Genomic DNA, 24,831 nt, shown 5'->3' on the forward strand with positions numbered 1-24,831 from the left:
TTGCCAGTAACACCCACCACGTCTTCGCAGACGATGAAAGGAAACACAGTGGCTGAGAAGCAGAGCATCCTCGGGCGCATCGCCCAGTTGACCCGCGCGAACATCAACTCGCTGATCGACCGCGCCGAGGACCCGGAGAAGATGCTGGACCAGCTGGTCCGGGACTACACGAACAACATCGCCGAGGCCGAGCAGGCCGTCGCCCAGACGATCGGCAACCTGCGCCTCGCCGAGCAGGACTACAACGAGGACGTCGCCGCCGTTCGGGACTGGGGCAACAAGGCCCTGGCCGCCTCGCGCAAGGCCGACCAGTTGCGTGCCTCCGGCGACGTCGCCGCTGCCGACCGGTACGACAACCTGGCCAAGGTCGCGCTGCAGAAGCAGGTCGGGTTCGAGAGCGAGGTCAAGCAGACCGAGCCGATCCTGCGCTCGCAGAACGAGGTCGTCGACAAGCTCAAGCACGGTCTCGCCATCATGAAGGACAAGCTCGGCGAGCTGAAGGTCAAGCGCGACCAGCTGGCCGCGCGGGCGAAGACCGCCGAGGCGCAGGCCAAGGTCCAGGACGCCGTCGCCTCGATCAACGTGCTCGACCCCACCAGCGAGCTGTCCCGGTACGAGGACAACATTCGCCGCCAGGAGGCCCTCGTGGCCGGCAAGGCGGAGATCGCGGCGTCCTCGCTCGACTCGCAGTTCGCCGAGCTGGAGATGACCGGTGACGCGCTCGAGGTCGACGCCCGCTTCGCCGCCCTCAAGGCCGGCGCGCTCGGCGCGGCCCCGGCCGCTGCGCAGATCACCGACGAGCCGAGCGGGTACCAGCCCTCGGCCACGGTCGGTGAGCAGGACTTCGCCGCGGCGCCCGCCGAGGACGGTCAGCCGAGCACCGACGAGCAGCGCTACTGAGCGCTGTGCAGGACCGCCCGTCGTAGGCGGAACAGCAGTTGCGTGGGGGGGGGCCCCCGGCCGGGGGGCCCCCCCCCCCCGCGGGCCCCCGCCCCCCGGCCGTTGGTGGCGTCCCTGTGGGGGGGGGGGGGCCTCCCGGGGGGGGGGGGCCCCCCCCCACGCGTCTGCCCACGGCCCGCGGGCCGCCTGCGCGGGCCGCCGATCGCGCAACCACGGCGGATCGGACCGCCGCCCCATAGGGTGTGACCATGCTCGAGACCCCGACGCCCGCCCCGCGACAGACCTACCTCCTCGTGGACGGCGAGAACATCGATGCCACCCTCGGGCTGAGCGTCCTGAACCACCGCCCGACACCGGACGAGCGGCCCCGGTGGGACCGGATCACGGATTTCGCGAAGCAGGCCTGGGGTCAGCCGGTGACGGCTCTGTTCTTCCTGAACGCCACGTCGGGCCAGATGCCGATGAGCTTCATCCAGGCGCTGCTGGCGATGGGCTACCACCCGATCCCGCTCGCCGGGAGCGGCAGCGAGAAGGTCGTCGACATCGGTATCCAGCGCACCCTGGCCGCGCTGGAGGACCGCCCCGGCGATGTGCTGCTGGCCAGCCACGACGGCGACTTCGTGCCCCAGGTGGAACGACTGCTCGACGGCGACCGCCGGGTCGGCGTGTTGTGTTTCCGTGAGTTCGTCAGCGCCAAGCTGTCCGAGCTGACCGATCGGGGCCTGAGCCTGTTCGACCTCGAGGACGACCTGGGCGCCTTCAACGCGCCGCTGCCGCGGGTGCGGATCATCCCGCTGGAGGCGTTCGACCCGCTGCGCTACCTGTAGCCGAGGGCATGAGGGCACACTGGTTGGGGTGGACGACGGCGAGAACACACCCGGCTGCTGCTTCGACGACTGGGCCCGCAACGAATCGCGCCGCGCGCGCCGCGTGGGGGCCGACGGCGTCACCACCGCCCTGCTCGACGGCCTCGCCCAGGTTGGGCTCACCGGCCGCACCGTGCTCGACGTCGGGGCCGGGGCGGGCACCCTCGTGGTCGGTGCCCTCGAGCGGGGCGCAGCCCGGGCCACCGGGTTCGACCTCGGGCCCGGCGCCGTCGAGGCGGCCCGGAGCCTCGCCGCGGATCGCGGGCTCGCGGCGAGGGCGCGGTTCGAGGTGGCCGACGGCTCCGTCGCGGCCCTGCCGCCCAGTGACCTGGTCACCCTGAACCGGGTGATCTGCTGTTACCCCGACGCCGCGGCACTGGTGACCCACACGCTCGCCGCGGCCGGCCGCGGCTACGCGTTCGTGCTGCCGCGCTCCACCGGCCCATTCGGACGGATCAACCGCGCAGTGCTGCGGCTGGGGAACCTCTGGTTCCGGTTCCGGCCCGGGGTGTACGGCGGTTACCGAGCGTTCGTCCACGACATCCGCCCGATCCACGACCGTGTGACGGCGGCCGGGTTCCGCCCCGTACACACGGCGCACCCACGGGGCTTGTGGCATCTGGCCGTATACGCCCGCGCCTGACGCACCGCCTGAGCGTGCGCTCAGGCGGTGGAGCGGGTCAGGTGTGCCTCACGCGACGATGACGATCTTGCCCGTGCTGTGGCCCGACTCGACGGCGGCGATCGCCTCCGCCGCCTGCTCCAGCGGGAAGGTCCGGTCGACGTGTGGGTCGACCAGCCCGTACTGGACGACACCGGTGATCTTCTCCAGCACTCCCTCGGCCGGCTCGCGCCCGGAACCGCCGAGCTCGACCGCGGTCACCGCGTCGGCGGCCGAGACGATCGCCGACGGGGTCTTGGCGAGCGGGGCCAGCTCGCGGAGCACCCTGCCGCCGACGAGGTCGGCCAGCAGGTCGACCCCGTCGGGCACGACCTCGCGGACTCGACCGGCGACGCCGTCGCCGGAGGGGACGAAGGTGGCGCCGGTCGCCTCGATGAGCTCACGCTTGGACTCGGAGGCGACGCCGATGGCGTTGAACCCATGCACCTTGGCGATCTGCAGCACCATCCGGCCGACGCCCCCGCCGGCGCCGAGGACCAGCAGGGTCTGTCCTGCCTCGATCTCGACCTGGTGGGTGAGGTCGTAGGCCGCGGTTCCTGCGACGGGGATGGTGGCGGCGTCGGTGAAGGAGATCTCCTCCGGCTTGACCACCGTCTGGGCGGCGTCCAGGACCGTGTGCTCGGCGAAGGCACCCAGTCCGCGGGCGGGGGTGCCCAGGACCTCGTCCCCGACGGCGAAGTCCTGCACGCCGTCACCGACGGCGGTCACGACGCCGGAGGCCTCGAGCCCCATGGCGACCGGAAGCGGATCGTGGGTGCCGAACGCCCCTTCGCGGCGCTTCCAATCGGCGGGGTTCACGCCGGCGGCGCGGACCTCGATGGCGATCTCGCCGGCGCCGGGAGGGAGCACCTCACGCTCGGTGAACTGCTGGCCGTCGGGGCCGCCGTAGGTGCTGAAGACGAAGACCTTGGACATGTTCTGGGTTCCGTTTCGATGGGAGGTGCCGATGGGAGGTGTCGATGGCAGGCAGTGTGTGTCAGGCGGTCGGGACCGCATCCACCGTCCGGGGCGCAGGCGCACCGGATGGCGCAGCGGGCCCATCGGTGTGGCCGTCGCTGCGACTGCGCAGCAGCCGCATGGCGTTGACGATGACCAGCAGGACGGATGCCTCGTGGACGAGCATCCCGATCGCCATGGTGACTCCGCCGGCGAACACGCCGGCCAGCAGCACCACGACCGTGATCAGGGCGATCGCGATGTTCTGCCGCATCACCGAGACGGTCCGGCGGGCCAGGCCTACTGCCTGCGGCAGCTTGAGCAGGTCGTCCTTCATCAGGGCGATGTCGGCCGTCTCGATGGCGACCCCGGTGCCGGCGGCTCCCATCGCCACGCCGATGTCTGCGGTGGCCAGGGCGGGGGCGTCGTTGACGCCGTCGCCGACCATCGCGACGGTGTGCCCCTCGCCCTGGAGCTGCTTGACGACGGTGAGCTTGTCCTCCGGCAGCAACTGGGCGCGGACCTCGTCCACCCCCACCTCGGCGGCGACCGCCTCGGCGACCCGCCGGGTGTCACCGGTGAGCATGACGACCTTCGTCACGCCGGTGACGTGGAGCCGGGAGATCATCTCCTTCGCATCGGTGCGAACCCGGTCGGCGACCGCGATCACACCGATCACCCGGGAGTCCAGGGTGACCACCATCGGGGTGCGGCCCAGGCCGGCGAGCCGGTCGACCTCCGCGGCGGCACCGTTGTCCTCGGCGATCCGTTCGGCGGCCAGCAAGGGGAGGTTGCCGACGGTGACCCGGCGGCCATCGAGAGTCGCGACGATCCCCTTACCGGGCACGGGGTCGGTGTGCTCGGGCAGACCGTCGACGGGAAGACCTTCGGCAGCGGCGGCGTCGATGATCGGGCGGGCCAATGGATGCTCGGAGCCGGCCTCGGCGCGAGCCGCCCAGCCCAGGACCTCGGCGCGGTCTAGTGCGGGATCCAGGACGGTGACGTCGGTCAGGTACGGCCTGCCCTCGGTGAGGGTGCCGGTCTTGTCCAGGGCGACGGCGGAGATCCTGGCGCTGGTCTCGAGGTATTCGCCCCCCTTGATGAGGATGCCGTCGGTTGCGCCCCGGCCGATGCCGGCGACGATCGCCACCGGGATGGAGATGACCAGTGCCCCGGGGCACCCGATCACGAGCAGGGTCAGGGCCAGCACCACGTTCCCGGTGATCAGACCGGCGACCAGGGCGAGCAGGATGATGCCGGGGGTGTACCAGGTGGAGAACTTCTCCATGAAGGACTGGGTCCTGGCCTTGGCATCCTGCGCCTCCTCGACGCGGTGGATGATCCGCGCCAGGGTGGTGTCGGCCCCGATGCCGGTCGCCCGGACCTGCAGGAAGCCGCTGCCGGCGATGGTGCCCGCGAATACCTGATCGCCCTCGGTCTTCTCGACCGGGATGGACTCACCGGTGATCGATGCCTCGTCCAGGGCGCCGGTGCCGCCGATGACGATGCCGTCGACGGGGACCTTGGCGCCGTTCTTGACCAGGACGGTCTCGTCGGGCAGCACGGCGGCGGCGGAGATCTCGACCTGCCTGCCGTCCCGCACCACCACGGCCACATCGGGTGCGACCGCGACGAGCTCGGCAAGCGCGGCCCGGGTCCTGTTCATGGTCCCGGCCTCGAGCGCGTGACCGATGGCGAACAGGAAGGTGACCGCGGCGGCCTCCCAGTACTCGCCGATGATCAGCGCACCGAGCGCTGCGATCGAGACCAGCAGGTCGATGGCGATCGTCCTGGCCATCAGCGCACGCACGGCCTTGACGAGGATCGGAACCCCGGCCACGACGGCCGCGGCGATCATCAGGAGGTTGGAGACGATCAGCACGGTCGGATCGTCCGTGGCGAAGCCGATCTCGGCGTGAGCGCCGGAGAACGGGTTCACTCCCGCGGACAGGGAGATGATCGCGGCGGCGGCGATGAGCAGACCCGAGACGATCGGGTTGCCCCAGGGGCCTCGCAGCCAGCGGGTCAGGGAACTCATGGTGGTGGTGCCTCTCAGGGTCAGGAAGTGGGTTTCGATCGGGGCCGGCAGGCCGGGCCCGTGGGACGCTCAGAAGGCAGACAGCGTGGCCTGGTAGCCCGCCTTGCCGATCGCGGCGACGATCTCGTCGGTGGTGGTCACGGCGGGATCGTGGTCGACCTCGACGCGGCCGGAAGCGAACTTCACGGTGACGTTCCGAACACCCTTGAGGCGACCCACCTGCTTCTCGATCTTGGCGACGCAGGACGGGCAGCTGAAGCCCTCCGCGCGGAAGATCGAACGGGTGCTGGTGGCGGGGGTGGCGGTCATGATGAACCTTCCTTCTGGGGTGTGGTCCTCGGGGTCGGTGCCCTCGATGTGCCTTCAATCTATGAAGGTTCGTCGGCCACCGACATGACGGCCGTCAATCAACCGCAAGACCACGCTGACCTGCGACGACGGCGACCGCCTGCCATCGGGGATAGCCTGGAGGGCACCGGTCCTGGAGCGTTCTCCCGGACATGGAGAACCCGGGAGCGGAGGACGTCATGGCGGCCCAGGACGTGGATCTGGGGCGGCCCCCGTCGGCGGGGACCCGTCGCACCATCCCGTTGCGCGAGATCACCCTTCCGCACCAGTGCCCGCGGCCGGTCCGGCTGTACGTGCTGGCCCGGGCGCCGTACTTCCTCGGGCTGGGCGAGAAGGCACTCGACCGGATCGACAAACTGATGCAGACCCGCACCTTCGCCCCGGCCGGTCGAATCTATTCGGCCGGGGATCGCGCGCACTCGCTCTACGTGGTGGCCGAGGGACGCGTGAAGTTGTCCCAGGTCACCGCCGACGGGACCGAGACCGTCACCGACATCCTGGTCCCCGGCGAAATGTTCGGAGCGATGGGTTCCCTCGGGGAGCCCCACCACCTGCACTCCGCCTCGGCACTGGTGGGCACCTGCACCCTGCGCATCGACCAGAGCGACTTCCAAGCGGTGCTGGTCGATCAGCCCACGGTCGCCCTGCGGGTCCTCGACGACGTGGCTGCGCGACTCGCCCAGGCCCGATCCGACATCGGCGGGCAGACCACGGACACGGTCCCGCAACGCGTCGCGACCGCGCTGCTGCGCCTGGCGGACAAACTCGGCGAGGACCGCGGCCGCCAGGGTGTGCTGCTCGAGGTCCCGCTGTCCCGCGCCGACCTCGCCGGCCTCGCACGCTCGACCCCGGAATCGGTCTCGCGGGTCATGAGCCGATGGAAGAAGGCCGGCCTCATCGACTCCGGGCGCCGCTGGACCGCGCTCCTGGACCGGGGCCGACTCGAGGAGGAGGCCGCCGGAGCACACTGATGCCCCGACTGCGGTCTCCTGGCTATCCCCAGGCGGCTCCCAGGAAACTTCCAGGCTTGCGCGTCACACTGGATGTCATGAGAACGAGCCAAGCCACTGCGCCGGCCACCACCGGGACCACCGAGGCCCGCCTCCTGGTGGTCGACGACGAGCCGAACATCCGCGAGCTGCTGTCCGCGTCGCTGCGGTTCGCCGGCTTCGAGGTCGAGGTCGCCGCAGACGGTCAGCAGGCCATGCGCCGCGCCCTGGAGATGCAGCCGGACCTGATCGTCCTGGACGTCATGCTGCCGGACCTGGACGGCTTCACCGTGACCCGACGCCTGCGCGAACAGGGCGCGCACTTCCCGGTGCTGTTCCTGACGGCGCGTGACGACACCGCGGACAAGATCGCCGGCCTGACCGTCGGTGGTGACGACTACGTCACCAAGCCGTTCAGCCTCGACGAGGTGATCGCCCGGATCCGGGCCGTGCTGCGTCGTGCCCAGGCGACCGCGGCCCTCGAGGACTCGATGCTGACCGTGGCCGACCTGGAGCTCGACGAGGACGCGCACGAGGTGCGCCGCGGCGGGCAGGAGATCGACCTGTCCCCCACCGAGTTCACCCTGCTGCGCTACCTGATGCTGAACGCGGGCCGGGTGCTGTCCAAGTCCCAGATCCTCGACCACGTGTGGGCGTACAACTGGGGCGGCGACGGCGCGATCGTGGAGTCCTACATCTCCTACCTGCGCCGCAAGATCGACGCCCCGTTCACCCCCGACTCGCCGGCCCTGATCCACACCAAGCGGGGCGTGGGCTACGTCCTGCGCGAGCCCTGACATGGCCCGGCAGTCCCGGCTGCCGCTACGGCTGCGCCTGTCCCTGATCACGGCGGGGCTGCTCCTGGTCGCGCTGTCGGTCGCCTCGTTCGCCGCCTACTCGCTGCTGCAGCGGTCCCTGCTCAACCAGGTCGACGAGCAGTTGCGCACGGCCGGTGCGAGCACCGCCAACCAGGTGCTCGACACGCTGCAGTTCCGCGGTCCCAACGAGATGCTGCCGAGCGACTACTACCTGCGGATCGTCCGCGACGACGATCCCGACTCGGTGGACATCCCGGCCACCACCGAGCATGCGGTCCCGGACATCCCGGATCTGGACGGTGTGACCGGGGACGAGTGGGCGTTCGTGACGGTGCGCTCGGTCGAGACCGGGCCCAGCTGGCGGGTCGCGGTCGCTCCGCTGGAGGACCAGACCGGTGCGGAGCAGGGCGCCATCGCGATCGCTCTGCCGCTCAGCTCCATGGACAAGACGCTCGCCCTGATGCGCCTGGTCATGGGCGGGGTCGGCGCCGGCGTCGTCATCATCGGTGCGGTCGCCGGCTACATCGCGGTGCAGCGCTCCCTGCGCGGGCTGCGCGACATCGAGAACACCGCCGCCGTGATCGCCGGCGGCGACCTGAGCCGGCGGGTCCCCGCCCAGCCGACCACCACGGAGGTTGGCCGCCTCGGGTCCTCGTTCAACTCGATGGTCGCGAAGCTGGAGGCGTCGTTCGCGGCCCAGGCCGCCTCCGAGCAGCGGATGCGCAGGTTCGTCTCCGACGCCTCCCACGAGCTGCGCACGCCGCTGGCCTCGATCCGGGGCTACGGCGAGCTGTACCGGATGGGCGCCGTGCCCCCGGAGGAGGTGGGCGCCACGATGAACCGGATCGAGAACGAGGCCGTCCGGATGGGCAACCTCGTGGGTGACCTCCTCGCCCTGGCCCGCCTCGACGAGGGCCGCGCGCTGAAGCTGACCCGGGTGGACCTGACCGCCGTCGCAGCCGACTCCCTGGCCGACCTGCGCGCACTGGACCCGAGCCGGGACGGCACGCTGCTGGCCACCGGCCCGGTGTGGGTCGAGGCCGACTCCGACCGGATCCGCCAGGTGGTGACGAACCTGATCGGCAACGTCGTGCAGCACACGCCCGAGGGCACACCGGTCGAGATCGCCGTCCACACCGAGCCGCCGGCGCCCGGCCACTCGCCCGGGGAGCCCGTCGCAGCAGTCATCGAGGTCCGTGACCACGGCCCCGGGATCCGCCCGGAGGACGGCGAGCGGGTCTTCGAACGCTTCTACCGGCCGGATTCCTCCCGGGCCCGCAACGCCGGTGGCGGCTCGGGTCTCGGTCTGGCCATCGTGGCCACGATCGTGGCCGCGCACGGCGGCACCGTGCGGCACCGGCCCACGCCGGGCGGTGGGACCACCATCGAGGTGCGCCTGCCGGTCCGGTCAGGGAGCGGGCGCCAGGTGGACGGCGGCCGGATCGACGCGCGCCCACACGCGGCCTCCGGGTCGTAGCCAGTCCCCCTGCGCCTGCGCGGGCTCCAGATCGGCGAGCAGCTCCGGCGCCCCGGCGAGCCGGACCCGGACCCCGCCGGTGGCCGGCTCGAGCCACCGGACGGTCGCCTCGAAGGCGTTCGGCCCGTCGGGCCGGGCCGCGAAGAGTTCGACGGCGGAGGGCCGGAACCGCACGACGCACGCCCCGCCGTCGGGCAGGTCGGGCGCACTGCGCCCTGCGGGCGCGCCGGGCGACGGGCCGCCTCCGGGTGGGTCCGCCGCGGCCCGACCGTCCGCCGCCTCGAGCACCCCGACCGACGTGTGCACCCCGCTGCCGTCGCGGCGGCCGGCGAGCAGGTTCGTGCCCACCAGGGCGGCGGTGAATGCAGTCCGGGGCGCGCTGAAGACGTCCACGCAGCGGCCCCGCTCCACGAGCTCGCCGTCGCGCAGCACGGCGACGTGGTCGGCGAGCACGACGGCGTCGAGCACGTCGTGGGAGACCACCACGGCCGTGGTGCCGGTGCCCCGGACCTGCTCGGCCAGGAGCTGCCGGATCTGCGGGGCCGAGGTGGCGTCCAGTGCCGCGAGCGGCTCGTCCAGGAGCAGCACCGCGGGCTCGGCCGCCAGGGCCCGGGCGATCGCCACCCGCTGCTGCTGCCCGCCGGAGAGGGCGCCCGGACGCCGGTCACCCACTCCGTCCAGGCCCACCCGGGTGAGCCAGTCCCGGGCGCGCTCGCGCGCCGGCCCGGCCCGCATGCCTGCACTGCGCAGTCCGAACGCGACGTTCTCGGTGGCACTCAGGTGCGGGAACAGCAGCGGGTCCTGACCGAGCAGGCCGATGCCGCGGTGCTCCGGTGCGACCATGACGTCCAGCTGGGGCCCGCGCGGCCCGCGGCGGGTGAGGACCCGCTCCCCCACCCGCACCGTGCCGACGCTGGGGCGGACCAGTCCGGCCAGCACGTGCAGGAACGTGGACTTGCCGGACGCGTTCGGGCCCACCACGGCGAGGACCTCGCCGGCCGGCACGTCGAGCTCCACGTCCAGGGTGAAGTGGCCGCGTTGCACCCGCACGGCGGCGGCGACGCCCACCGCCGGCGAGGTCACCAGGCCTCCCGGCGGCGCCAGTCCCGCAGCGCGAGCAGGATCACGAGCGAGACCACGATCAGCAGCACCGCGAGCGCGAGCGCGGAGTCCCGGGTGACCCCGGCGCCGTTGAACGCCGTGTAGATCGCCATCGGCATGGTCTGGGTGACGCCGGGCTGGTTGCCCGCGAACAGGGCGGTTGCGCCGAACTCGCCGACGGCGCGGGCGAAGGCGAGCACGGTGCCGGCGATCAGCCCGGGCATGACCAGGGGCAGGGTGATCCGCCGCAGCACGGTCCACCGGCCGGCCCCGAGGGTGGCGGCGACGAACTCGTACCGGTTGCCGGCCGTGCGCAGCGCACCCTCGAGCGAGATCACCAGGAACGGCATCGCCACGAACGTCTGGGCCATCACCACGGCGACGGTGCTGAACGGGATCGTGATCCCGAACATCGTCAGGAAGGCGCCGAGCTGGCCATTGACGCCGAACAGGTACAGCAGCGCCATGCCCCCCACGAGCGGCGGCAGCACCAGCGGCAGGGTGACGACGATCCGCAGCACCTCCGCCAGCCGGGCCGTCGCCCGGGACATGTACAGCGCCAGCGGCACCCCGAGGACCAGGCAGCAGACCATCGCGGCGAGCCCGGTCCGTAGCGACAGGCTCAGCGCGGCCAGGGCCGCCGGGGAGGTGATCGCCGCGGGGAACGTGGCCCAGTCCACCCGCGGGAACAGGGCCGCGAGCGGCAGTAGCACGGCCGCGAGCCCGAGCACCGCGGGCACGACGAGCAGGACCGGCAGCGGGCGTGGCGCGGCGACCCGCTCACCGCGCGAGCGTGCGGACACCGCCACGGGTGCCCGGCCGACCGGGGTCGGCGGGCCGGCCTGCTCGTCCGGGCCGGTGGTCATGGTGCGCCGAAGCCGTGCTCCGACAGCACCGCCTGCCCCTCGTCGGAGAGGACGAACTCCACGAACGGCGCAGCGGCGGGCTGGGCGCCCTCGAGCTCGACGATCGGGTAGTTGTTCACGACGTCATCGGCGCCGGTCGGCACCACGGCCTCGAGCTCGCCGGACCGGGCGGCCACGTCCGTGCCGTAGACGAGCCCCGCGCCCACATCGCCGTTGACCACCCGCTCGGCCACGGCCGTCACGTTCTGCTCCTGACTGACCGGGGCCCCCGCGAAGCCCGTGAGCCCGAACAGCTCGACGGTGGCGTCCCCGCAGGGCACCGCCGGCGCGCAGATCACGAACGTTGTGTCGTTGAGGTCGGGCAGGTCGGCGATGCCCTCCGGGTTGCCGGTGGGGACGGCGATCACGAGGGTGTTCGTCGCGAACGGCTCCGGCGTGCTCGCCTCCAGGCCCGCGGTCGTGATGCGCTCCATCGTGTCCTCGTTCGCGGTCGCGAGCACGTCCGCGCCGGCGCCCTCCTCGAGCTGGGTGGCGAGGGTGGCGGAGCCGTCGTACACCGCCGGGGCGACCTCGACGTCCGGGTGCTGCTCACCGAACGCGGCGAGCAGCACGTCGAAGGCCTCCTGCAGCGAGGCGGCGGCGAACACCGTCAGGGTGCCGCCGACGTCCCCGGCGGACCCGCTGGTCCCGCCTCCGGAGTCGCTCTCGGAGCCGGCGTCGGCCGGGTCCTCCGCGCCGCCCCCGGAGGAGCACGCCACCATGGCCAGGCCGGCCGCGGTCGCACCGAGCAGGGCGATCAGGCGACGGGGTCCGCGGCGGGCCGTCGGGGAAGGGGTCATCGGTGGTGTTTCTCTGCTTCGACGATCACGGTGGTCGCCTTGACCACGGCCACCGCGGTGGACCCGACCTCCAGGCCGAGGTCCCGCACGGCCTCGCTGGACATCAGCGAGACGACCCGGAACGGACCGCATTGAAGCTCGACCTGGGCCATCACGGTGTCCGCGACGATGTTCGTGACGAGTCCGACGAACCGGTTCCGGGCGCTGCTCACCGCGCCGGTGGGGTCCTCGGGCGCGTGCGCGAGCCGCTGCGCCCAGCGGGCCAGGTCCACCCCAGGGATCACCTGGCGGCCGGCCTCGTCGCGGGCGGCGGTCAGGGACCCGGACTCCACCCAGCGGCGCACGGTGTCCGCGCTCACGCCGAGCAGCCGGGCGGCCTCACTGATCCGGTAGTGCGTCACACAGCGGAGCATATCAACGCAGTTGCGTCTCTGAGGCCCACAATCTGACGCACCTGCGTCATGTGGCCCGCCCCCGCCATCGTTCGTCACGCCCACACCGTTCGTTACATTGAGGCGCATGCGCATCACACCGAGCAGCGTTGCTCTGATCTCCGGCGCGGCGTCCGGCCTGGGCGAGGCGACCGCCCGCCGCCTCCTCGCCGACGGCGCCGCCGTCGTCCTGGCGGACCTGCCGACCTCCCGCGGCGCCGAGCTCGCCGACGAACTGGGCCCGCGCGCCGCGTTCGCACCCACGGACGTGCGCGACGAGGACCAGGTGCGCGCCGCCGTCGCCAAGGCCGCCACGCTGGGCGAACTACGGGTGGCGGTGACCTGCGCCGGCGTCGCGACCCCTGGCCGCATCCTCGGCAAGAAGGGTCTGCTGCCGCTGGAGGCCTACCGTTCCGTCATCGAGATCAACCTCATCGGCACGTTCAACGTGCTACGTCTGGCCGCCGAGGCGATGGCCCGCAACGAGGAGGTCGACGGCGACCGTGGCGTCGTCGTGATGACGGCGTCCGTCGCCGCCTACGACGGGCAGGTGGGCCAGGCCGCGTACGCGTCGTCGAAGGGCGGCGTGGTCGCGCTGACCCTCACCGCCGCCCGCGACCTGGCCGGCCTGGGCATCCGGGTGGTGACCATCGCCCCCGGGGTCATGGAGACGCCGATGATGGCCGGTCTGCCGGAGGAGACCCGCACGTCCCTGGAGGCGCTGGTGCCGCACCCGTCCCGGCTCGGGCGCCCCGACGAGTACGCCGCACTCGCCGCGCACATCGTGGACAACTCCCTGCTGAACGGGGAGGTCATCCGCCTCGACGGCGCCCTTCGGATGCCCCCGCGCTGACGCCCGCAGACCCGCAGTGGGGCGACTACGAGGCACCCAGCGCATCGGAATCACACCACTGGCACAGACAGAACCCCGCGGGTTCTGAGGCGGCCGGAACCGCGCACGCACGGGATACGGTGGGACCATGCCGCTGCCGCCGCTCGTCGCCCCCGGTCCGCCGCTGACTCGCGCCGATTCCGAGCGGTTGGCCAGGCACCTGATGCTGCCCCAGGTCGGCGAGGACGGCCAGCGCCGGATCATGGCCGCGAAGGTGGCCGTGGTGGGCGCCGGCGGCCTCGGGTCCCCGGTGCTGCAGTACCTCGCCGCCGCGGGCGTGGGCACCATCGCGATCATCGACGACGACGTGGTTGAACGCTCGAACCTGCAGCGCCAGGTCCTGCACACCGTGGCCGACCTCGGCCGTCGCAAGGTGGACTCGGCCGCCGAGAAGATCGCGGAGATCGCGCCGCAGGCTGCCCTCATCAAGCACGCCGTGCGCCTGGACGCCTATAACGCCGAGCAGTTCCTCGGCGGGTACGACGTGGTGCTCGACGGCACCGACAACTTCACCACCCGCTACGCGGTCAATGACACCTGCGCCAGGCTCGGGATCCCGCTCGTCTGGGCCTCGATCTTCCAGTTCGACGCCCAGATCTCGGTGTTCTGGTCCCGCCCGCCCGCACCGGCCGTGCCGGTGACGCTGCGCGACCTGTTCCCGCAGGCGCCACCGGAGGGTTCGGTGCCGTCCTGCGCCGAGGCCGGGGTGCTCGGAGTGCTCTGCGGGCAGGTCGGCTCGGTGATGGCCGCGGAGGCCCTCAAGCTCATCGCGGGCTTCGGTGAGCCACTGCTCGGCCGGGTCCTGGTGGTCGACGCGCTGAACGCGCGCTGGAGCGAGATCCCGCTCCGCCCCGCCGCACCGGCCGTCCGAGTGCCACCGGGGACCCCGGCCACCGTGGTCCCGCCACCCCCGGGCGGCTACCCGGCGCCGACCGCCGGCCCGCCGCCCACCGCCGGACCCTCGCCCACCGCACCCGCCCGCGCGACGCACGCTGCGCCGTCGGGCCCCGGGCGGATCACTCCCGCCGAGCTGAACCGTCGCCTCGAGGCGCGCCGCCACCGCCAGGACGACTTCGAGCTCGTCGACGTGCGCGACCCCGTCGAGTTCGCCCAGAACTCGATCCCGGGCGCGCAACTGATACCGCTGTCATTCGCCCTCACCGAGGCCGGCCGCACCGGTCTGGACACCGCCACCGAGGTGATCCTGTACTGCAAGACCGGGCCGCGGGCCGACCGGGCCGCGACCGCGTTCGAGCGGGCCGGGTTCCGGACCACCGTGCTGGCCGGGGGGATCGACGCATGGGAAGCCCGGTGAAGCGGTCGGTCGCCGAGCACCAGCGGGCCGTGCTGGCCGCCCTCGAGCCGCTGCCCGCCCGCGACGTGCCGATCGGCAGTGCCGGCGGCGCGGTGCTCGCGACGGACGTGCACTCGCGCACCCCGATCCCGCTCTTCGACAACTCCGCCATGGACGGCTACGCGGTGCGCCGCGCGGATCTGATCGGCGCCGGTCCGGACCATCCGGTGACGCTGCCGGTGATCGCGGACCTGCCCGCCGGGACCAGTGCGCGCCCGCAGGTCGGCCCGGGCACGGTGGCCAGGATCATGACCGGCGCGCCGATGCCCCCGGGCGCGGACGCCGTGGTGCCCGTCGAGGACACCGACGCCGGCACCACCACGGTGACGATCAGCGCCGAACCCGCCGAGGCGGCCCACATCCGCCGCGCCGGGGACGACCTCGCGCCCGGCGACCTGGTGCTGCGGGCCGGCACCCGGCTGACCGCGAGGCACCTGGCGGCGGCGGCCGGCGCCGGGCACGGCACGCTGGCGGTCCACCCGAAGCCGCGGGTCGCCGTCATCTCGACCGGCACCGAACTCGTGGACCCCGGCACCGCGCCCGCGTGGGGGCAGATCCCGGACTCGAACTCCTATCTGCTCGCGCAGTCCGTGACCGAGGCCGGCGGCACGCCCGTGCGGATCGGCGCCGTGCCCGACGACGAGTCCGAGTTCGCGAGGCTGCTCGCCGAGGTCTCCCCGGACGTGGACGCGATCGTGCTCTCCGGCGGGGTGAGCGTGGGCGCCTTCGACGTGGTCAAGGCCGTGCTCGCGCCGCTGCCGTCGATGTGGTTCGGGCCGCTCGCGATGCAGCCGGGCAAGCCGCAGGGGTTCGGGCACCTGGCCGACGGCACGGTCGTCTTCGCACTCCCGGGGAACCCGGTGAGCGTGTACGTCTCCTTCGAGGTGTTCGTCCGCCCGGGCCTACGGCGCCTGGCCGGCGACGCCGACCCGCGCCCGGTCCTGGTCGACGGCGTCGCCGAGGTGGGGTGGCGTTCGCCACCCGGGCGCGAGCAGTACATGCCGGTCGTGATGGACGACGGCGCAGGCGGGCCGGTCCGGGTGCGCCCCTCCGCACGGCGCGGGTCGGGCTCCCACCTGGTCGGTGGGCTCGCCGGGGCGGATGGGCTCGCCCGGGTGGCCGCGGACGTCAGCGAGGTCCGGGCCGGGGACACGGTCGCCGTGCTGCGGGGGGTGTCATGAGCGAGTTCACCCATCTCGACGGCGCCGGGCAGGCCCGGATGGTCGACGTCACCGACAAGGTCCCGACCGTCCGCTCGGCCACGGCCGAGGCGCGGGTCGAGTGCGGGCCCCACGTGGTCGCCGCACTCCGGGAGGACTCGGTACCGAAGGGGGATGTGCTCGCCGTCGCCCGGGTGGCCGGGATCGCCGCCGCGAAGCGGACCCCGGAACTGCTGCCGCTCGCCCACGTGATCGGGGTGCACGGCGTGGTGGTCGACGCCGAGATCGCCGACTACGGCGTGCACCTGCGCGCGACCGTCCGCACCGCCGACCGGACCGGGGTGGAGATGGAAGCCCTCACCGCGGTGAGCGTGGCGGCGTTGAACGTGGTGGACATGGTCAAGGGTCTGGACAAGTCCGTCACCATCACCGGTGTCCGGCTGCTCAGCAAGACCGGTGGCAAGTCCGGGGACTGGCACCGGGACCGGGACTGACGAGCGATGACTCCGGCACCGGACGTCATCGTGCTCGCCGGCGGCCGCGCGGAGCGCCTCGGCGGGGCCAGCAAGCCGGATGTGCGGATCGGCGGGCGGACCCTGCTGGAGCGGGTGCTCGCGGCGGCTGCCGCGGGTGCGGCCGAGGTCCGTGCCGGCGGCCGGGTCGGGGACGGGACCGACTCCACCCGGGACCGGGCCGCGCAGCCTCCGCTCCGAGCGGTCGTGGTCGGGCCACCCGCGCTCGCCGCCACCCCCGTGCCACCCGGCCTCGAGGTGCGCGTCACGAGCGAGGACCCGCCGTTCGGCGGGCCGGTGGCCGGGCTCGCCGCCGGACTGGCCGCGCTCGAGGACGGGACCACCGAGGCGCCCATCCTCGTGCTGGCCTGCGACCTACCCTTCGCAAGCACCGCCGTCGGCCCGCTGCTTGCGCGGTACGCGGCGCTGACCATCGACGACGACGGCGCCTGCGCGGAGCACGCAGGCCGGCTGCAGTGGCTGGCCGGCATCTACCGGCGCGACTCGCTGCGGCGGGCACTTGCCGCGCTCGGCACGGTCCGGGACACCTCCGTGCGTGCCCTGGTGGCGCCGCTGCGGCTGGTCGCCGTGCCGGGCCTCGATGCCCGGGACGTGGACACCTGGGGCGACGTCGCCTATGCGCGCGACGATGCCGGGGAGCCGCGGATCGAGGACGGCTCGCGGCCCGCTGCCGATGTGGCAGAGTCTGCTCAACGGATGGGCGAGGAGGATCGATGAGTCGCGAGTTACCCCCGATCCAGGACTGGGTCGAGACACTGTCGGCGGAACTGGGCGTGGACCCCACGCTGGTCGACCTGCGCGCCCTGCTCGACATGACCCGGGACGTCGCCCACCACGTGGACCGCCCGGCCGCGCCCGTGAGCGCGTTCATCGTGGGCCTCGCCGTCGGCGCAGGCGCCACCCCCGAGCAGGTCCGAGCCGCGTGCGCACGAACGTCCGAGCTCGCGCTCGCCCTGGGTGAGGATCATCACTCGGACGCCGGAACGGAGCGGAACGGATGACACAGGTGCGCTACTTCGCCGCGGCCGCCGAAGCCGCTGGTCGGCACGGCGAGTCGCTCGCCGCGAGCACCGTCGGGGAGCTGCGGGCGCTCATGATCACCCGTCACGGCGAGACCCTGGAAGGGGTGCTCTCCCGTTGTTCCCTCCTGGTCGACGGGGTAGCCTCCCCCGATGACGTTTTCCTGGATGACGACACCGTGGTGGACGTGCTCCCTCCCTTCGCGGGAGGCTGAGAACCTCGGAGGCTGCGGCCGTTGAGGCCCGCCACCACAGCGACCGCACCACCGGCACCCGCCGACCAGCCCGCGACCACCGGATCCAGCACCAAAGGTCCTAGGGCCGCGCCGCGCCTGCGCGCCCTTGACGCGCTGCGCCTGCTCGCCGCGTTGACGGTGGTGCTGATGCACTTCACCACCCGGGACCACGGGCGGTGGGGCGGTGACGTGTTACCGCACGAACTCTTCCCTGGGTTGAGCGATGTGCTCCGCTACGGCTACGTCGGGATGCACCTGTTCTTCGTGCTCAGCGGGTTCGTGATCCTGATGTCCGCGTGGGGACGCAGCACGGGGGCGTTCGTCGCCTCCCGGGTGAGCCGGCTGTACCCGGCGTTCTGGGTGGCCGTGCTGGTCACCGGGACCCTGCGCTGGCTGTGGCCGACGTTCGAGTCGCGGTCCCCGGCAGAGGTGCTCGCGAATCTGACCATGCTGCACGAGCCGTTCGGCGTGGCCCACGTGGACGGCGTGTACTGGACGCTCTGGGTGGAGATGCAGTTCTACCTGCTCATGGCCGTCATGGTCGCGATCGGGCTGACCCGGCGCCGCGTGCTGTTCGTCGCGACGGCGCTGCCCCTGGTGGGCACGGCGCTCACCTTGACCATGCCCGGGGCGACCGAGACCGTCACGTCACTGAGCTGGGCGTCGATGTTCGGCGCGGGGATGGTCATGTACGTGATCTACCGGGACGGCCACAGCGTGCGCCTCTGGGCTCTGGCCGCCCTGAACACGGCGCAGGGGGTGCTCATCGCCGCCGTGAAGCAGACCGCCGCGATCGAGGCGATCGCCTCCGGTGCCGAGGTGTCCTCGCTGATCCTCGCGCTGGCCGTCCTGGGCGCGGTGGCTGCCGTCGCGACGATCGCGTTCGTCCCCGCGATCCGGAACCTCGACTGGCGCTGGCTGACGGCGGTGGGCACGCTCACGTACCCGCTGTACCTCACCCACGAGTACGTGGGCTGGGCGGTGATCGAGGCACTGCACCCGGCGTTCGGGAAGTGGCCCACCCTCGTCGTCGCCGTCGGGACCTGCCTGGCCCTGGCCTGGCTGATCCACCGGTTCGTGGAGAAGCGATGGCACCGGCCGCTTCGACTGCGCCTGGAGGCACTGCTGTCGCCGCCTCGACCGACCGCGGATTCCTCGCCCCGGCCGGCCGCGGAGTCAGTCCACCAGACCCAGTGAACCGGTCAGTACGTCGACGGCCCGGGCGTACAGGGCGTCCGCCGGCTCGAAGCCGCCGCGGAAGTGGCCGCCGATCTCCAGGGTGACGAACCCGATCACCTGCGCCAGAGCGGCGACCCCGGCGGCGAGGCGGACCGGGGCGATGTGCGGACCGAGGAGGGTACCGGCCGCTCGGAGCTGGGCGTTCAGGCCCGCGTCGGTGACGTCCCCGGCCGGTCCGCCCGCGAGCGCGACCGCCTCGAGCGGCCGGAAGAACGCGGTCATCACGCGCTCGGCGGGCACGGTCGTCTCCATCGGCGCGCGGTAGCCGGGCACTGGCGTGCCGTACAGCAGCGAATACCGGTGCGGCTGGGCCAGCGCCCAGTTCCGCAGGGCGACGGCCGCCGCAGCCCAGCGCTCCGCCTGCGTGCCCGGCCAGGGTGGCTCGGCCCGCGTAGCCGGCGAGGGTGGCTCGGCCCGGGCACCCGGCGTGGGTGGCTCGGCCACCGGCGTGGCAGGGGTGGCCTGCTCCGGATCGGAGAACCTGGCGTCCGCGGCGTCAAGCGCGTCGGCGAGGTCGGCGTAGGCGTCGATGATCAGCGCCGTGAGCAACTCGTCGCGGCTCGCGAAATAGCGGTACAACGCCGAGGACACCATGCCGAGCTCGCGGGAGATCGCGCGCAGCGACAGTTCCCCGGCGCCCGCGGCGCCGAGCTGGCGCAACGCCTCGTCCTTGATCTGCTGGGTGAGCTCGGCACGTGCGATCGCACGGGCCGTTCGTGGTGCCGCCATACCGGGAGTCTGCCACATCCGAGATCGTCGCTCTCAAACGTGAGCACCGCTCTTGTTTTCTGCTGGAGCGTGAGGCATGCTGGGCGGCAACAGAGAGCACCGCTCTCTATTTGAGACCAGGAGTCCATCATGACCGCACTGAGCACGAACCCCACCCCACGGACCAGCATTGCGCCGGCCACCACCGCGAACCCGAGCCACACGGGCCCGGCAGCGACGTTCACTCGGGCCGCGCTCGCCCTGGCCGGCGTTCTGTTCGCGCTCTACCCGGCCGTGCGCCCATGGACCGACGAGACCACCCTGGCCGGCGCCGCGGCGTTCGCCTCACCCCAGTGGGTGGCCGCCCACACGATGGGCATGGTCGCGTTCATACTGCTCAGCGCAGCGCTGCTCACCCGGGCGTTCGAGAGCGGCCGGGCCCGCACCACCGCCGCCCTCGCCGCCACCGGCACCGCGCTGATCCTGCCGTACTACGGCGCCGAGACGTTCGGCCTGCACGTCATCGGCCTGCGCGCCGTGGCCGACGGCGACGCGAGCCTGCTCGAACTGGCCGACACCGTTCGGTATGGGGCCGTGCCGATGACGATGTTCGGGCTCGGCCTGCTCACGCTCGCCGTGGCCGGGATCCTGCTCGGTCGCGAGGGCTGGCGCGCCGGCGGTCCGGCGCGTGCGGGCGGGCTGCTGACCGGGGTCATGCTGGCGCTGTACCTGCCGCAGTTCTTCGGTACCCCGGCGATGCGGATCGGGCACGGATTCCTGCTCGCGATCGGGTGCATCCTGCTCGCGATCGCCTGGGGGCGCGCGACGAGCGAGCGGGCGACCAAGACCCCGTGACGTTCCTCCCCCACCGGCGACGGCGCTGACGTCACCGCGTCGGCGCCCTCGTTCGGGTGGCTCGCGGCCTAGCCGACCAGGGTCGCGATCGGGCCCCGGACCTCCTCGAACACCTCTGCCGAGGCGGCACCGATGAGCCATGGGATGCCGACCCGCCTCGGCGCGTAGGCCGAACCGTCGAGCCGCCCGGTGAAGCCCCCGGCCTCGGCCACGAGCAGCGCACCGGGAGCGTGGTCCCACGGCCAGTCGTTGCGGAACCCGACGTAGTCCACCTCGCCGAGGGCCAGGTTCGCGTAGTCCACGCCCGCGCACATCCAGGAGTCGCCGATGTGCAGCGACGCCGGGGCGTGGCTGCGCAGGGGTTCGCTCGAGGTCACGCCGCGAAGCTCGACGCCGGCGGCCGGGGCGGTCCGCTCGATCCGGGTCCCGTTCCGGTACGCACCCGCATCTGCCTCGGCCACGAACGCCTCCTCGCGCTCGGGCACCCAGATCCAGGAGCGCACCGGCTTCCCGCCGCGCAGCTCGGCCACCATCACGGCGTGGTCCGGGGACCCGTTCACGAAGTTCTTCGTGCCGTCCACCGGGTCGATGGTGAAGGCGTGCTCGGCCGTCGCGAACGCCTGCAGCAGTGTCCTGTCCGCGGAGGTCGCCTCCTCCCCGAGGATCAGGGCGTCCGGATAGGCCGCCTGCAACGCCTCGGCGATGAGGATCTCGCTCTCGCGGTCCGCCACGGTCACCAGGTCCCCGGGGGCCTTCTCGAACACCTGCCCCTCGGCGAGCGCGCGAAAACGCGGGGTGATGACGGTCGCGGCCGTCTCCTTCAGCAGGTCGAGGACGGCGTCGGTATCCATGCGCTCCAACCTGTCAGAGTCTCACCGTCGGATGCGACGGCGTCTCACGGCCGGTGCCGAGCCGTCACCGGTCGTTCACCGGCCTGCCGATCTCGAGCCGTTCACCGGCCGAGCCACCGCGACGGTTCACCGCCGTCCCGTCGACCCGCGAGAGTCAGCCTCCGATGGCGCTCATCGGACGGTCCGGCTGGAGGAAGCCCGGGTCGTCGATGCCGTGACCGGGCAGCTTGCCCGCGATGCAGGTGTGCATGAGCGCCGCGATGTCGTCGTCGGTGCCGCCGCTGCGCAGGACGCCGAGCAGGTCGGACTCCTCGCGGGCGAACAGGCAGTTGCGCAGTTGTCCGTCCGCCGTCAGCCGGACCCGGTCGCAGGCGCCGCAGAACGGGAGCGTCACAGAACGGATCACGCCCACGGTGGTGGGTCCGCCGTCGATCAGGAACCGTTCCGCGGGTGAGGTACCCCGGTCCCCGAACTCGGTGAGGTCGAAGACCCGCTCCAGCTCGGCGAGGATCTCCTCGCCGGTGACCATCGCGGCCCGGGTCCAGGTGTGACCGGCGTCCAGTGGCATCTGCTCGATGAACCGCATCTCGGCGCCGGCGTCCCGGGCGAAGGTGACCAGGTCCACGAGCTCGTCGTCGTTCACGCCGCGCATCGCGACGGCGTTGATCTTCACGGGCGCGAGGCCGGCGGCGAACGCGGCGTCGATGCCGGCGAGCACCTCGGGGAGCTTGTCCCGGCGAGTGAGGTCATGGAACCGGTCCCGGCGCAGCGTGTCGAGGCTGACGTTCACGCGGGTCAGGCCGGCCTCGACCAGCGGCTCGGCGAGTTGCGGCAGCCGGATCCCGTTCGTGGTCATCGACACCTCGAGCGGACCGTCCTCGCCGACGATCGTGGACATCCGCGCGACCACGTCCACCGCGTCCGGGCGCAGCAGCGGTTCCCCGCCGGTGAGCCGCACCTCCACGATGCCGAGTGCGGCCGCGACCTCGGCGACCCGCACGAGTTCGTCGGTCGTGAGGATGTTCTCCTTGTGCAGCCACGGCACACCCTCGGCCGGCATGCAGTAGGTGCAGCGCAGGTTGCACTTGTCCGTCAGGGAGATCCGCAGGTCGCGGTGCACCCGCCCGTACCGGTCGACGATCGGGCGGGCCAGGTCCGGCGAGACGCTCATGCCGATCCCACCCAGGTGTGGCTGCCGTCCGCGAGGTTCTGCTTCTTCCACATCGGCAGCTCCGCCTTGACGACCTCGACGAGCTCACGGCAGGCGTCGAAGGCCGCGGCCCGGTGGGCGCTGCCGGCGCACGCGACGATGGCGAGCCCGCCGACGATGACGTCCCCGGTGCGGTGGCTCACCGCGAGTGCGACGTCCGGGTGCGCCGCGGCCACCCGCTCGGCGATCTCGGCGAGCACCCGCGGGGCGTCCGGGTGCGCGCTGTATTCAAGCCCGGTCACGGTGCCGGTCGCGTCTGGGCTGTGGTCGCGAACGGTGCCCAGGAAGCTGGCGACGGCGCCGGTGCCCGAGTCGGAGACGGCGGCCACGTGTGCTGCCGCGTCGAGCGGCTCGGCGGAGATCGCGGTCAGGCGCACGCTCATCCGTGGTCACCTCCGTCCAACTGGCTCAGGACGTGGGTCACGAGCGGCAGCACCACGGCCACCGCGGAAGCGGCCCCAGCCGGGGAGCCGGGGGCGTTGACCACGAACGCCCGGCCTGAGGTGCCGGCCAGTCCGCGGCTCAGGATCGCTGTCGGCACGGACGCCGCGTCGCGGCGGCGCAGCTCCTCGCCGATCCCGGGCAGTTCCCGGTCGAGGACCCGCGCGGTCCCCTCGGGGGTGCGGTCCCGCGGTGAGATGCCGGTACCGCCGCTGGTCAGGACGAGCCGGGCACCGCCGTCGACGGCGTCCCGCAGGGCTGCCTCGACGGCGTCGGCGCCGTCCGGGACCACCTGGACCGGCCCGACGTCAAACCCGGCCTCGGCGAGCAGGGCCGCAGCGCGAGCGCCGGAGACGTCCTCGCGCTGCCCGGCCGCGCACCGGTCCGAGACCGTGATCACGACCGTCCGAATACCGTTCCGCATCCGGCCAGCCTACGTCCTGGGAGCGGGAACACGGCGCGTCCCTGCTCGTGCGGCCAGCGCGCCGGACCCGGGCTACGATCGCCTCGTCAGTTCAGTCGTTGAGGGAATGTGAAATCGATGGGCGTCATCGACGCACCACAGTGGGTATTGTCCGCATGGCGCAGGAGCCTGGAGGCGGTGGGCGCCACCGCCGACCGCGAAGCCATCGAAGCCCGCGGGGAAGCACTCATCGGCCGGTGGTCCGAGCCGGACCGGATCCACCACAACATGAAGCGGCTCATCGGGGTGCTTGCCCGGGTGGACGAGCTCGCCCCGGAGACCCACCACCCGGACATCGTGCGCATCGCCGCCTGGTACCACGGCGCCGTCTTCAACGCCGCCGCCCGCGAGGCCTACGCCCACCGGGGCGGGGTGGACGAGGCGGCCTCCGCCGACCTCGCGCGCACCGAGCTCACCGAACTCGGGGTCCCGGAGAAGGTCGTGAACCGGATCGCGGAACTGATCTCGGTGCTGGCCCGCCACGCCGCCCCGGCCACGGACATCGACGCCCAGGCTCTGTGCGATGCCGACCTCGGTGGCCTCGCGTCCGAGCCGCAGAAGTACGAGGCCTACCGGCGCGAAGTGCGCGAGGAGTACCGGCACATCCCGCAGCGGGACTACGTCGAGGCCCGGCTCGCGATCGTCACGAAGCTGCTCAACCGGACCCACCTGTTCCGGTCCCCGCTCGGGCGGGACTGGGAGGACGCTGCCCGCGAGAACCTGAACGCCGAACTCGCCCGCCTCACCAGCGAGCTGGCCACCCTGCCCCCGCGTGCGGACGACGAGCCGGATCCGAGCCGGGCGGACGTGGCACGTTCGGAGTCCGATCCGGACGCCGACGACGCCGGGTTCGGACTCACGGGCCAGGCGCCGGAGCCGCAGGACTCGGAACGACCGACCCGCACCGCGGTGCCGGACGTGGACCTGCCGGCGGAGCGGACGCCCGGCCTCCCCGCCCGCCGCGGGGCGGAGGGTGCGTGGCCGAACCTGCCACCATCGATGCGTTCGGCAGATGCGGAGCCGGAGGAGGACGAGGCGCAGCACGAGACCTCGCTGAGCCGGCCGCCGCGGATGCCGGCCCGGCAGCGCCCACCCTCGGACTGAGCGGGCGTCCACAGCGAGCCCGCTCCTGCCGGTCCCCGCACAGCGGCACGGCTGGCACCGCCGTCGCGGCGCAGATGCTCCTAGCGTCGATCTCCCCTGACCGCACACCTCGTGCGGTCATGAGATCGAGGAGACAGACATGACCCGATTCGAGGTCGACGCCGCCGAGGTGGCCAGGGCCGGTGCGGCCGCGCGTGGCTCGGCGACGATCATCAACACCGAGGTGACGAACATGATGCGGCACCTCACCGCACTGCAGTCGTCGTGGCGCGGCGGGGCGTCCACCGCGTTCGGCGCGCTGATCGTCGAGTGGCGTGCCACGCAACAGCAGGTGGAGGCGAACCTCGAGCAGATCTCGCTGGCGTTGGATGCCAGCGCGCGCCAGTACGAGGACACCGAGTTCAACGCGACGCGTATGTTCGCGCGGTAGCGCCGGCGTCGCCCGCCGCGGGCGTGCGGCCGAGCCCGACCGCCG

At 72.7% G+C, this 24,831-nt stretch carries 29 protein-coding genes; 17 read left to right on the forward strand and 12 right to left on the reverse strand.

The annotated features are described in order from the left end of the window. The first annotated feature begins 33 nt into the window (after positions 1–33). The 3 genes from KCQ71_RS23780 to KCQ71_RS23790 all read left to right on the forward strand — a co-directional run bounded on the left by KCQ71_RS23780 (position 34) and on the right by KCQ71_RS23790 (position 2,409). Entirely contained in the window at positions 34–900 is an 867-nt protein-coding gene (locus KCQ71_RS23780) for a PspA/IM30 family protein (RefSeq protein ID WP_223411182.1), read from the forward strand. Between the two features lie 248 nt (positions 901–1,148). Beyond that, positions 1,149–1,727, forward strand: coding sequence for an NYN domain-containing protein (locus KCQ71_RS23785; protein WP_223411183.1), 579 nt, complete (start codon positions 1,149–1,151; stop codon positions 1,725–1,727). Positions 1,728–1,755: 28 nt separating this feature from the next. Then, positions 1,756–2,409, forward strand: coding sequence for a class I SAM-dependent methyltransferase (locus KCQ71_RS23790; protein WP_308116691.1), 654 nt, complete (start codon positions 1,756–1,758; stop codon positions 2,407–2,409). Between the two features lie 48 nt (positions 2,410–2,457). Here the strand turns inward: KCQ71_RS23790 and KCQ71_RS23795 are convergent, their stop codons facing one another. The 3 genes from KCQ71_RS23795 to KCQ71_RS23805 all read right to left on the reverse strand — a co-directional run bounded on the left by KCQ71_RS23795 (position 2,458) and on the right by KCQ71_RS23805 (position 5,731). Next, a complete protein-coding gene (locus tag KCQ71_RS23795; RefSeq protein WP_223411184.1) occupies positions 2,458–3,363 on the reverse strand; it encodes an NADP-dependent oxidoreductase in 906 nt (301 codons plus the stop codon). Between the two features lie 61 nt (positions 3,364–3,424). Continuing rightward, a complete protein-coding gene (locus tag KCQ71_RS23800) occupies positions 3,425–5,422 on the reverse strand; it encodes a heavy metal translocating P-type ATPase (RefSeq protein WP_223411185.1) in 1,998 nt (665 codons plus the stop codon). 69 nt (positions 5,423–5,491) lie between these two features. Then, positions 5,492–5,731 carry a heavy-metal-associated domain-containing protein gene (locus KCQ71_RS23805; RefSeq protein ID WP_223411186.1) on the reverse strand — a complete coding sequence of 80 codons (240 nt, stop codon included), beginning with the start codon at positions 5,729–5,731 and terminating at the stop codon, positions 5,492–5,494. Positions 5,732–5,922: 191 nt separating this feature from the next. On the opposite strand from KCQ71_RS23805, the gene KCQ71_RS23810 reads away from it, so the two are divergent. The 3 genes from KCQ71_RS23810 to KCQ71_RS23820 all read left to right on the forward strand — a co-directional run bounded on the left by KCQ71_RS23810 (position 5,923) and on the right by KCQ71_RS23820 (position 9,054). Continuing rightward, positions 5,923–6,741 carry a Crp/Fnr family transcriptional regulator gene (locus KCQ71_RS23810; RefSeq protein WP_223411187.1) on the forward strand — a complete coding sequence of 273 codons (819 nt, stop codon included), beginning with the start codon at positions 5,923–5,925 and terminating at the stop codon, positions 6,739–6,741. 77 nt (positions 6,742–6,818) lie between these two features. Further along, a complete protein-coding gene (locus KCQ71_RS23815) occupies positions 6,819–7,556 on the forward strand; it encodes a response regulator transcription factor (RefSeq protein ID WP_223411188.1) in 738 nt (245 codons plus the stop codon). A gap of 1 nt (position 7,557) precedes the next feature. Further along, the gene (locus KCQ71_RS23820; protein ID WP_223411189.1) at positions 7,558–9,054 is read left to right on the forward strand and encodes a sensor histidine kinase; all 1,497 of its coding nucleotides are present in this window, start codon (positions 7,558–7,560) and stop codon (positions 9,052–9,054) included. Here the strand turns inward: KCQ71_RS23820 and KCQ71_RS23825 are convergent. The 4 genes from KCQ71_RS23825 to KCQ71_RS23840 are packed head-to-tail and all read right to left on the reverse strand — an operon-like array spanning position 8,986 to position 12,261. Continuing rightward, positions 8,986–10,137, reverse strand: a complete 1,152-nt coding sequence (locus tag KCQ71_RS23825) for an ABC transporter ATP-binding protein (protein ID WP_223411190.1) — start codon at positions 10,135–10,137, stop codon at positions 8,986–8,988. The two genes, KCQ71_RS23820 and KCQ71_RS23825, sit on opposite strands and share 69 nt — an antisense overlap. Continuing rightward, on the reverse strand, positions 10,134–11,021 hold the full coding sequence (locus KCQ71_RS23830; protein WP_223411191.1) for an ABC transporter permease: 888 nt from the start codon (positions 11,019–11,021) through the stop codon (positions 10,134–10,136). Before KCQ71_RS23830 ends, KCQ71_RS23825 begins: the two co-directional genes overlap by 4 nt. Next, positions 11,018–11,860 carry a molybdate ABC transporter substrate-binding protein gene (gene modA / locus KCQ71_RS23835; protein WP_223411192.1) on the reverse strand — a complete coding sequence of 281 codons (843 nt, stop codon included), beginning with the start codon at positions 11,858–11,860 and terminating at the stop codon, positions 11,018–11,020. Before modA ends, KCQ71_RS23830 begins: the two co-directional genes overlap by 4 nt. Continuing rightward, positions 11,857–12,261 carry a TOBE domain-containing protein gene (locus KCQ71_RS23840; protein ID WP_223411193.1) on the reverse strand — a complete coding sequence of 135 codons (405 nt, stop codon included), beginning with the start codon at positions 12,259–12,261 and terminating at the stop codon, positions 11,857–11,859. Before KCQ71_RS23840 ends, modA begins: the two co-directional genes overlap by 4 nt. A gap of 118 nt (positions 12,262–12,379) precedes the next feature. On the opposite strand from KCQ71_RS23840, the gene KCQ71_RS23845 reads away from it, so the two are divergent. The 8 genes from KCQ71_RS23845 (at position 12,380) to KCQ71_RS23880 (ending at position 18,682) form a co-directional block, all read left to right on the forward strand. After that, positions 12,380–13,144 carry an SDR family NAD(P)-dependent oxidoreductase gene (locus KCQ71_RS23845; RefSeq protein WP_223411194.1) on the forward strand — a complete coding sequence of 255 codons (765 nt, stop codon included), beginning with the start codon at positions 12,380–12,382 and terminating at the stop codon, positions 13,142–13,144. A 127-nt stretch (positions 13,145–13,271) separates the two neighbouring features. After that, on the forward strand, positions 13,272–14,498 hold the full coding sequence (locus KCQ71_RS23850; RefSeq protein ID WP_223411195.1) for a ThiF family adenylyltransferase: 1,227 nt from the start codon (positions 13,272–13,274) through the stop codon (positions 14,496–14,498). After that, a complete protein-coding gene (locus KCQ71_RS23855; protein ID WP_223411196.1) occupies positions 14,483–15,718 on the forward strand; it encodes a molybdopterin molybdotransferase MoeA in 1,236 nt (411 codons plus the stop codon). Before KCQ71_RS23850 ends, KCQ71_RS23855 begins: the two co-directional genes overlap by 16 nt. Next, positions 15,715–16,191 (forward strand): cyclic pyranopterin monophosphate synthase MoaC, encoded by a 477-nt coding sequence (gene moaC / locus KCQ71_RS23860; RefSeq protein ID WP_223411197.1) that lies wholly within the window; start codon positions 15,715–15,717, stop codon positions 16,189–16,191. Before KCQ71_RS23855 ends, moaC begins: the two co-directional genes overlap by 4 nt. Before the next feature lie 6 nt (positions 16,192–16,197). After that, positions 16,198–16,947, forward strand: coding sequence for a molybdenum cofactor guanylyltransferase (gene mobA / locus KCQ71_RS23865; RefSeq protein ID WP_223411198.1), 750 nt, complete (start codon positions 16,198–16,200; stop codon positions 16,945–16,947). After that, positions 16,944–17,231, forward strand: coding sequence for a DUF6457 domain-containing protein (locus KCQ71_RS23870; protein WP_223411199.1), 288 nt, complete (start codon positions 16,944–16,946; stop codon positions 17,229–17,231). Before mobA ends, KCQ71_RS23870 begins: the two co-directional genes overlap by 4 nt. After that, complete coding sequence (locus KCQ71_RS23875; RefSeq protein ID WP_223411200.1) at positions 17,228–17,464, forward strand: MoaD/ThiS family protein; 237 nt, start codon at positions 17,228–17,230, stop codon at positions 17,462–17,464. Before KCQ71_RS23870 ends, KCQ71_RS23875 begins: the two co-directional genes overlap by 4 nt. A gap of 21 nt (positions 17,465–17,485) precedes the next feature. Then, positions 17,486–18,682, forward strand: coding sequence for an acyltransferase family protein (locus KCQ71_RS23880; RefSeq protein WP_223411201.1), 1,197 nt, complete (start codon positions 17,486–17,488; stop codon positions 18,680–18,682). Here the strand turns inward: KCQ71_RS23880 and KCQ71_RS23885 are convergent. Continuing rightward, positions 18,662–19,453, reverse strand: a complete 792-nt coding sequence (locus KCQ71_RS23885; RefSeq protein ID WP_223411202.1) for a TetR/AcrR family transcriptional regulator — start codon at positions 19,451–19,453, stop codon at positions 18,662–18,664. The genes KCQ71_RS23880 and KCQ71_RS23885 overlap by 21 nt on opposite strands. 129 nt (positions 19,454–19,582) lie before the next feature. Between KCQ71_RS23885 and KCQ71_RS23890 the strand changes: the two genes are divergently transcribed. Next, entirely contained in the window at positions 19,583–20,287 is a 705-nt protein-coding gene (locus KCQ71_RS23890; protein ID WP_223411203.1) for a hypothetical protein, read from the forward strand. Between the two features lie 68 nt (positions 20,288–20,355). Here the strand turns inward: KCQ71_RS23890 and KCQ71_RS23895 are convergent, their stop codons facing one another. The 4 genes from KCQ71_RS23895 to KCQ71_RS23910 all read right to left on the reverse strand — a co-directional run bounded on the left by KCQ71_RS23895 (position 20,356) and on the right by KCQ71_RS23910 (position 23,213). Continuing rightward, entirely contained in the window at positions 20,356–21,138 is a 783-nt protein-coding gene (locus tag KCQ71_RS23895) for an inositol monophosphatase family protein (protein ID WP_223411204.1), read from the reverse strand. Positions 21,139–21,292: 154 nt separating this feature from the next. Next, the gene (moaA, locus tag KCQ71_RS23900; RefSeq protein ID WP_223411205.1) at positions 21,293–22,309 is read right to left on the reverse strand and encodes a GTP 3',8-cyclase MoaA; all 1,017 of its coding nucleotides are present in this window, start codon (positions 22,307–22,309) and stop codon (positions 21,293–21,295) included. Next, positions 22,306–22,731, reverse strand: a complete 426-nt coding sequence (locus KCQ71_RS23905) for a molybdenum cofactor biosynthesis protein MoaE (protein WP_223411206.1) — start codon at positions 22,729–22,731, stop codon at positions 22,306–22,308. Before KCQ71_RS23905 ends, moaA begins: the two co-directional genes overlap by 4 nt. Next, the gene (locus KCQ71_RS23910) at positions 22,728–23,213 is read right to left on the reverse strand and encodes a MogA/MoaB family molybdenum cofactor biosynthesis protein (RefSeq protein ID WP_223411207.1); all 486 of its coding nucleotides are present in this window, start codon (positions 23,211–23,213) and stop codon (positions 22,728–22,730) included. Before KCQ71_RS23910 ends, KCQ71_RS23905 begins: the two co-directional genes overlap by 4 nt. A 117-nt stretch (positions 23,214–23,330) precedes the next feature. Between KCQ71_RS23910 and KCQ71_RS23915 the strand changes: the two genes are divergently transcribed. Together KCQ71_RS23915 and KCQ71_RS23920 are read left to right on the forward strand one after the other, a co-directional pair. Further along, positions 23,331–24,356 carry an HD domain-containing protein gene (locus tag KCQ71_RS23915; protein WP_223411208.1) on the forward strand — a complete coding sequence of 342 codons (1,026 nt, stop codon included), beginning with the start codon at positions 23,331–23,333 and terminating at the stop codon, positions 24,354–24,356. A gap of 139 nt (positions 24,357–24,495) precedes the next feature. After that, positions 24,496–24,786, forward strand: a complete 291-nt coding sequence (locus KCQ71_RS23920) for a WXG100 family type VII secretion target (protein ID WP_223411209.1) — start codon at positions 24,496–24,498, stop codon at positions 24,784–24,786. The last annotated feature ends 45 nt before the right edge of the window (positions 24,787–24,831 follow it).

Origin of the sequence: Occultella gossypii, from assembly GCF_019947135.1 — a bacterium.
GTDB lineage: Bacteria > Actinomycetota > Actinomycetes > Actinomycetales > Beutenbergiaceae > Occultella > Occultella gossypii.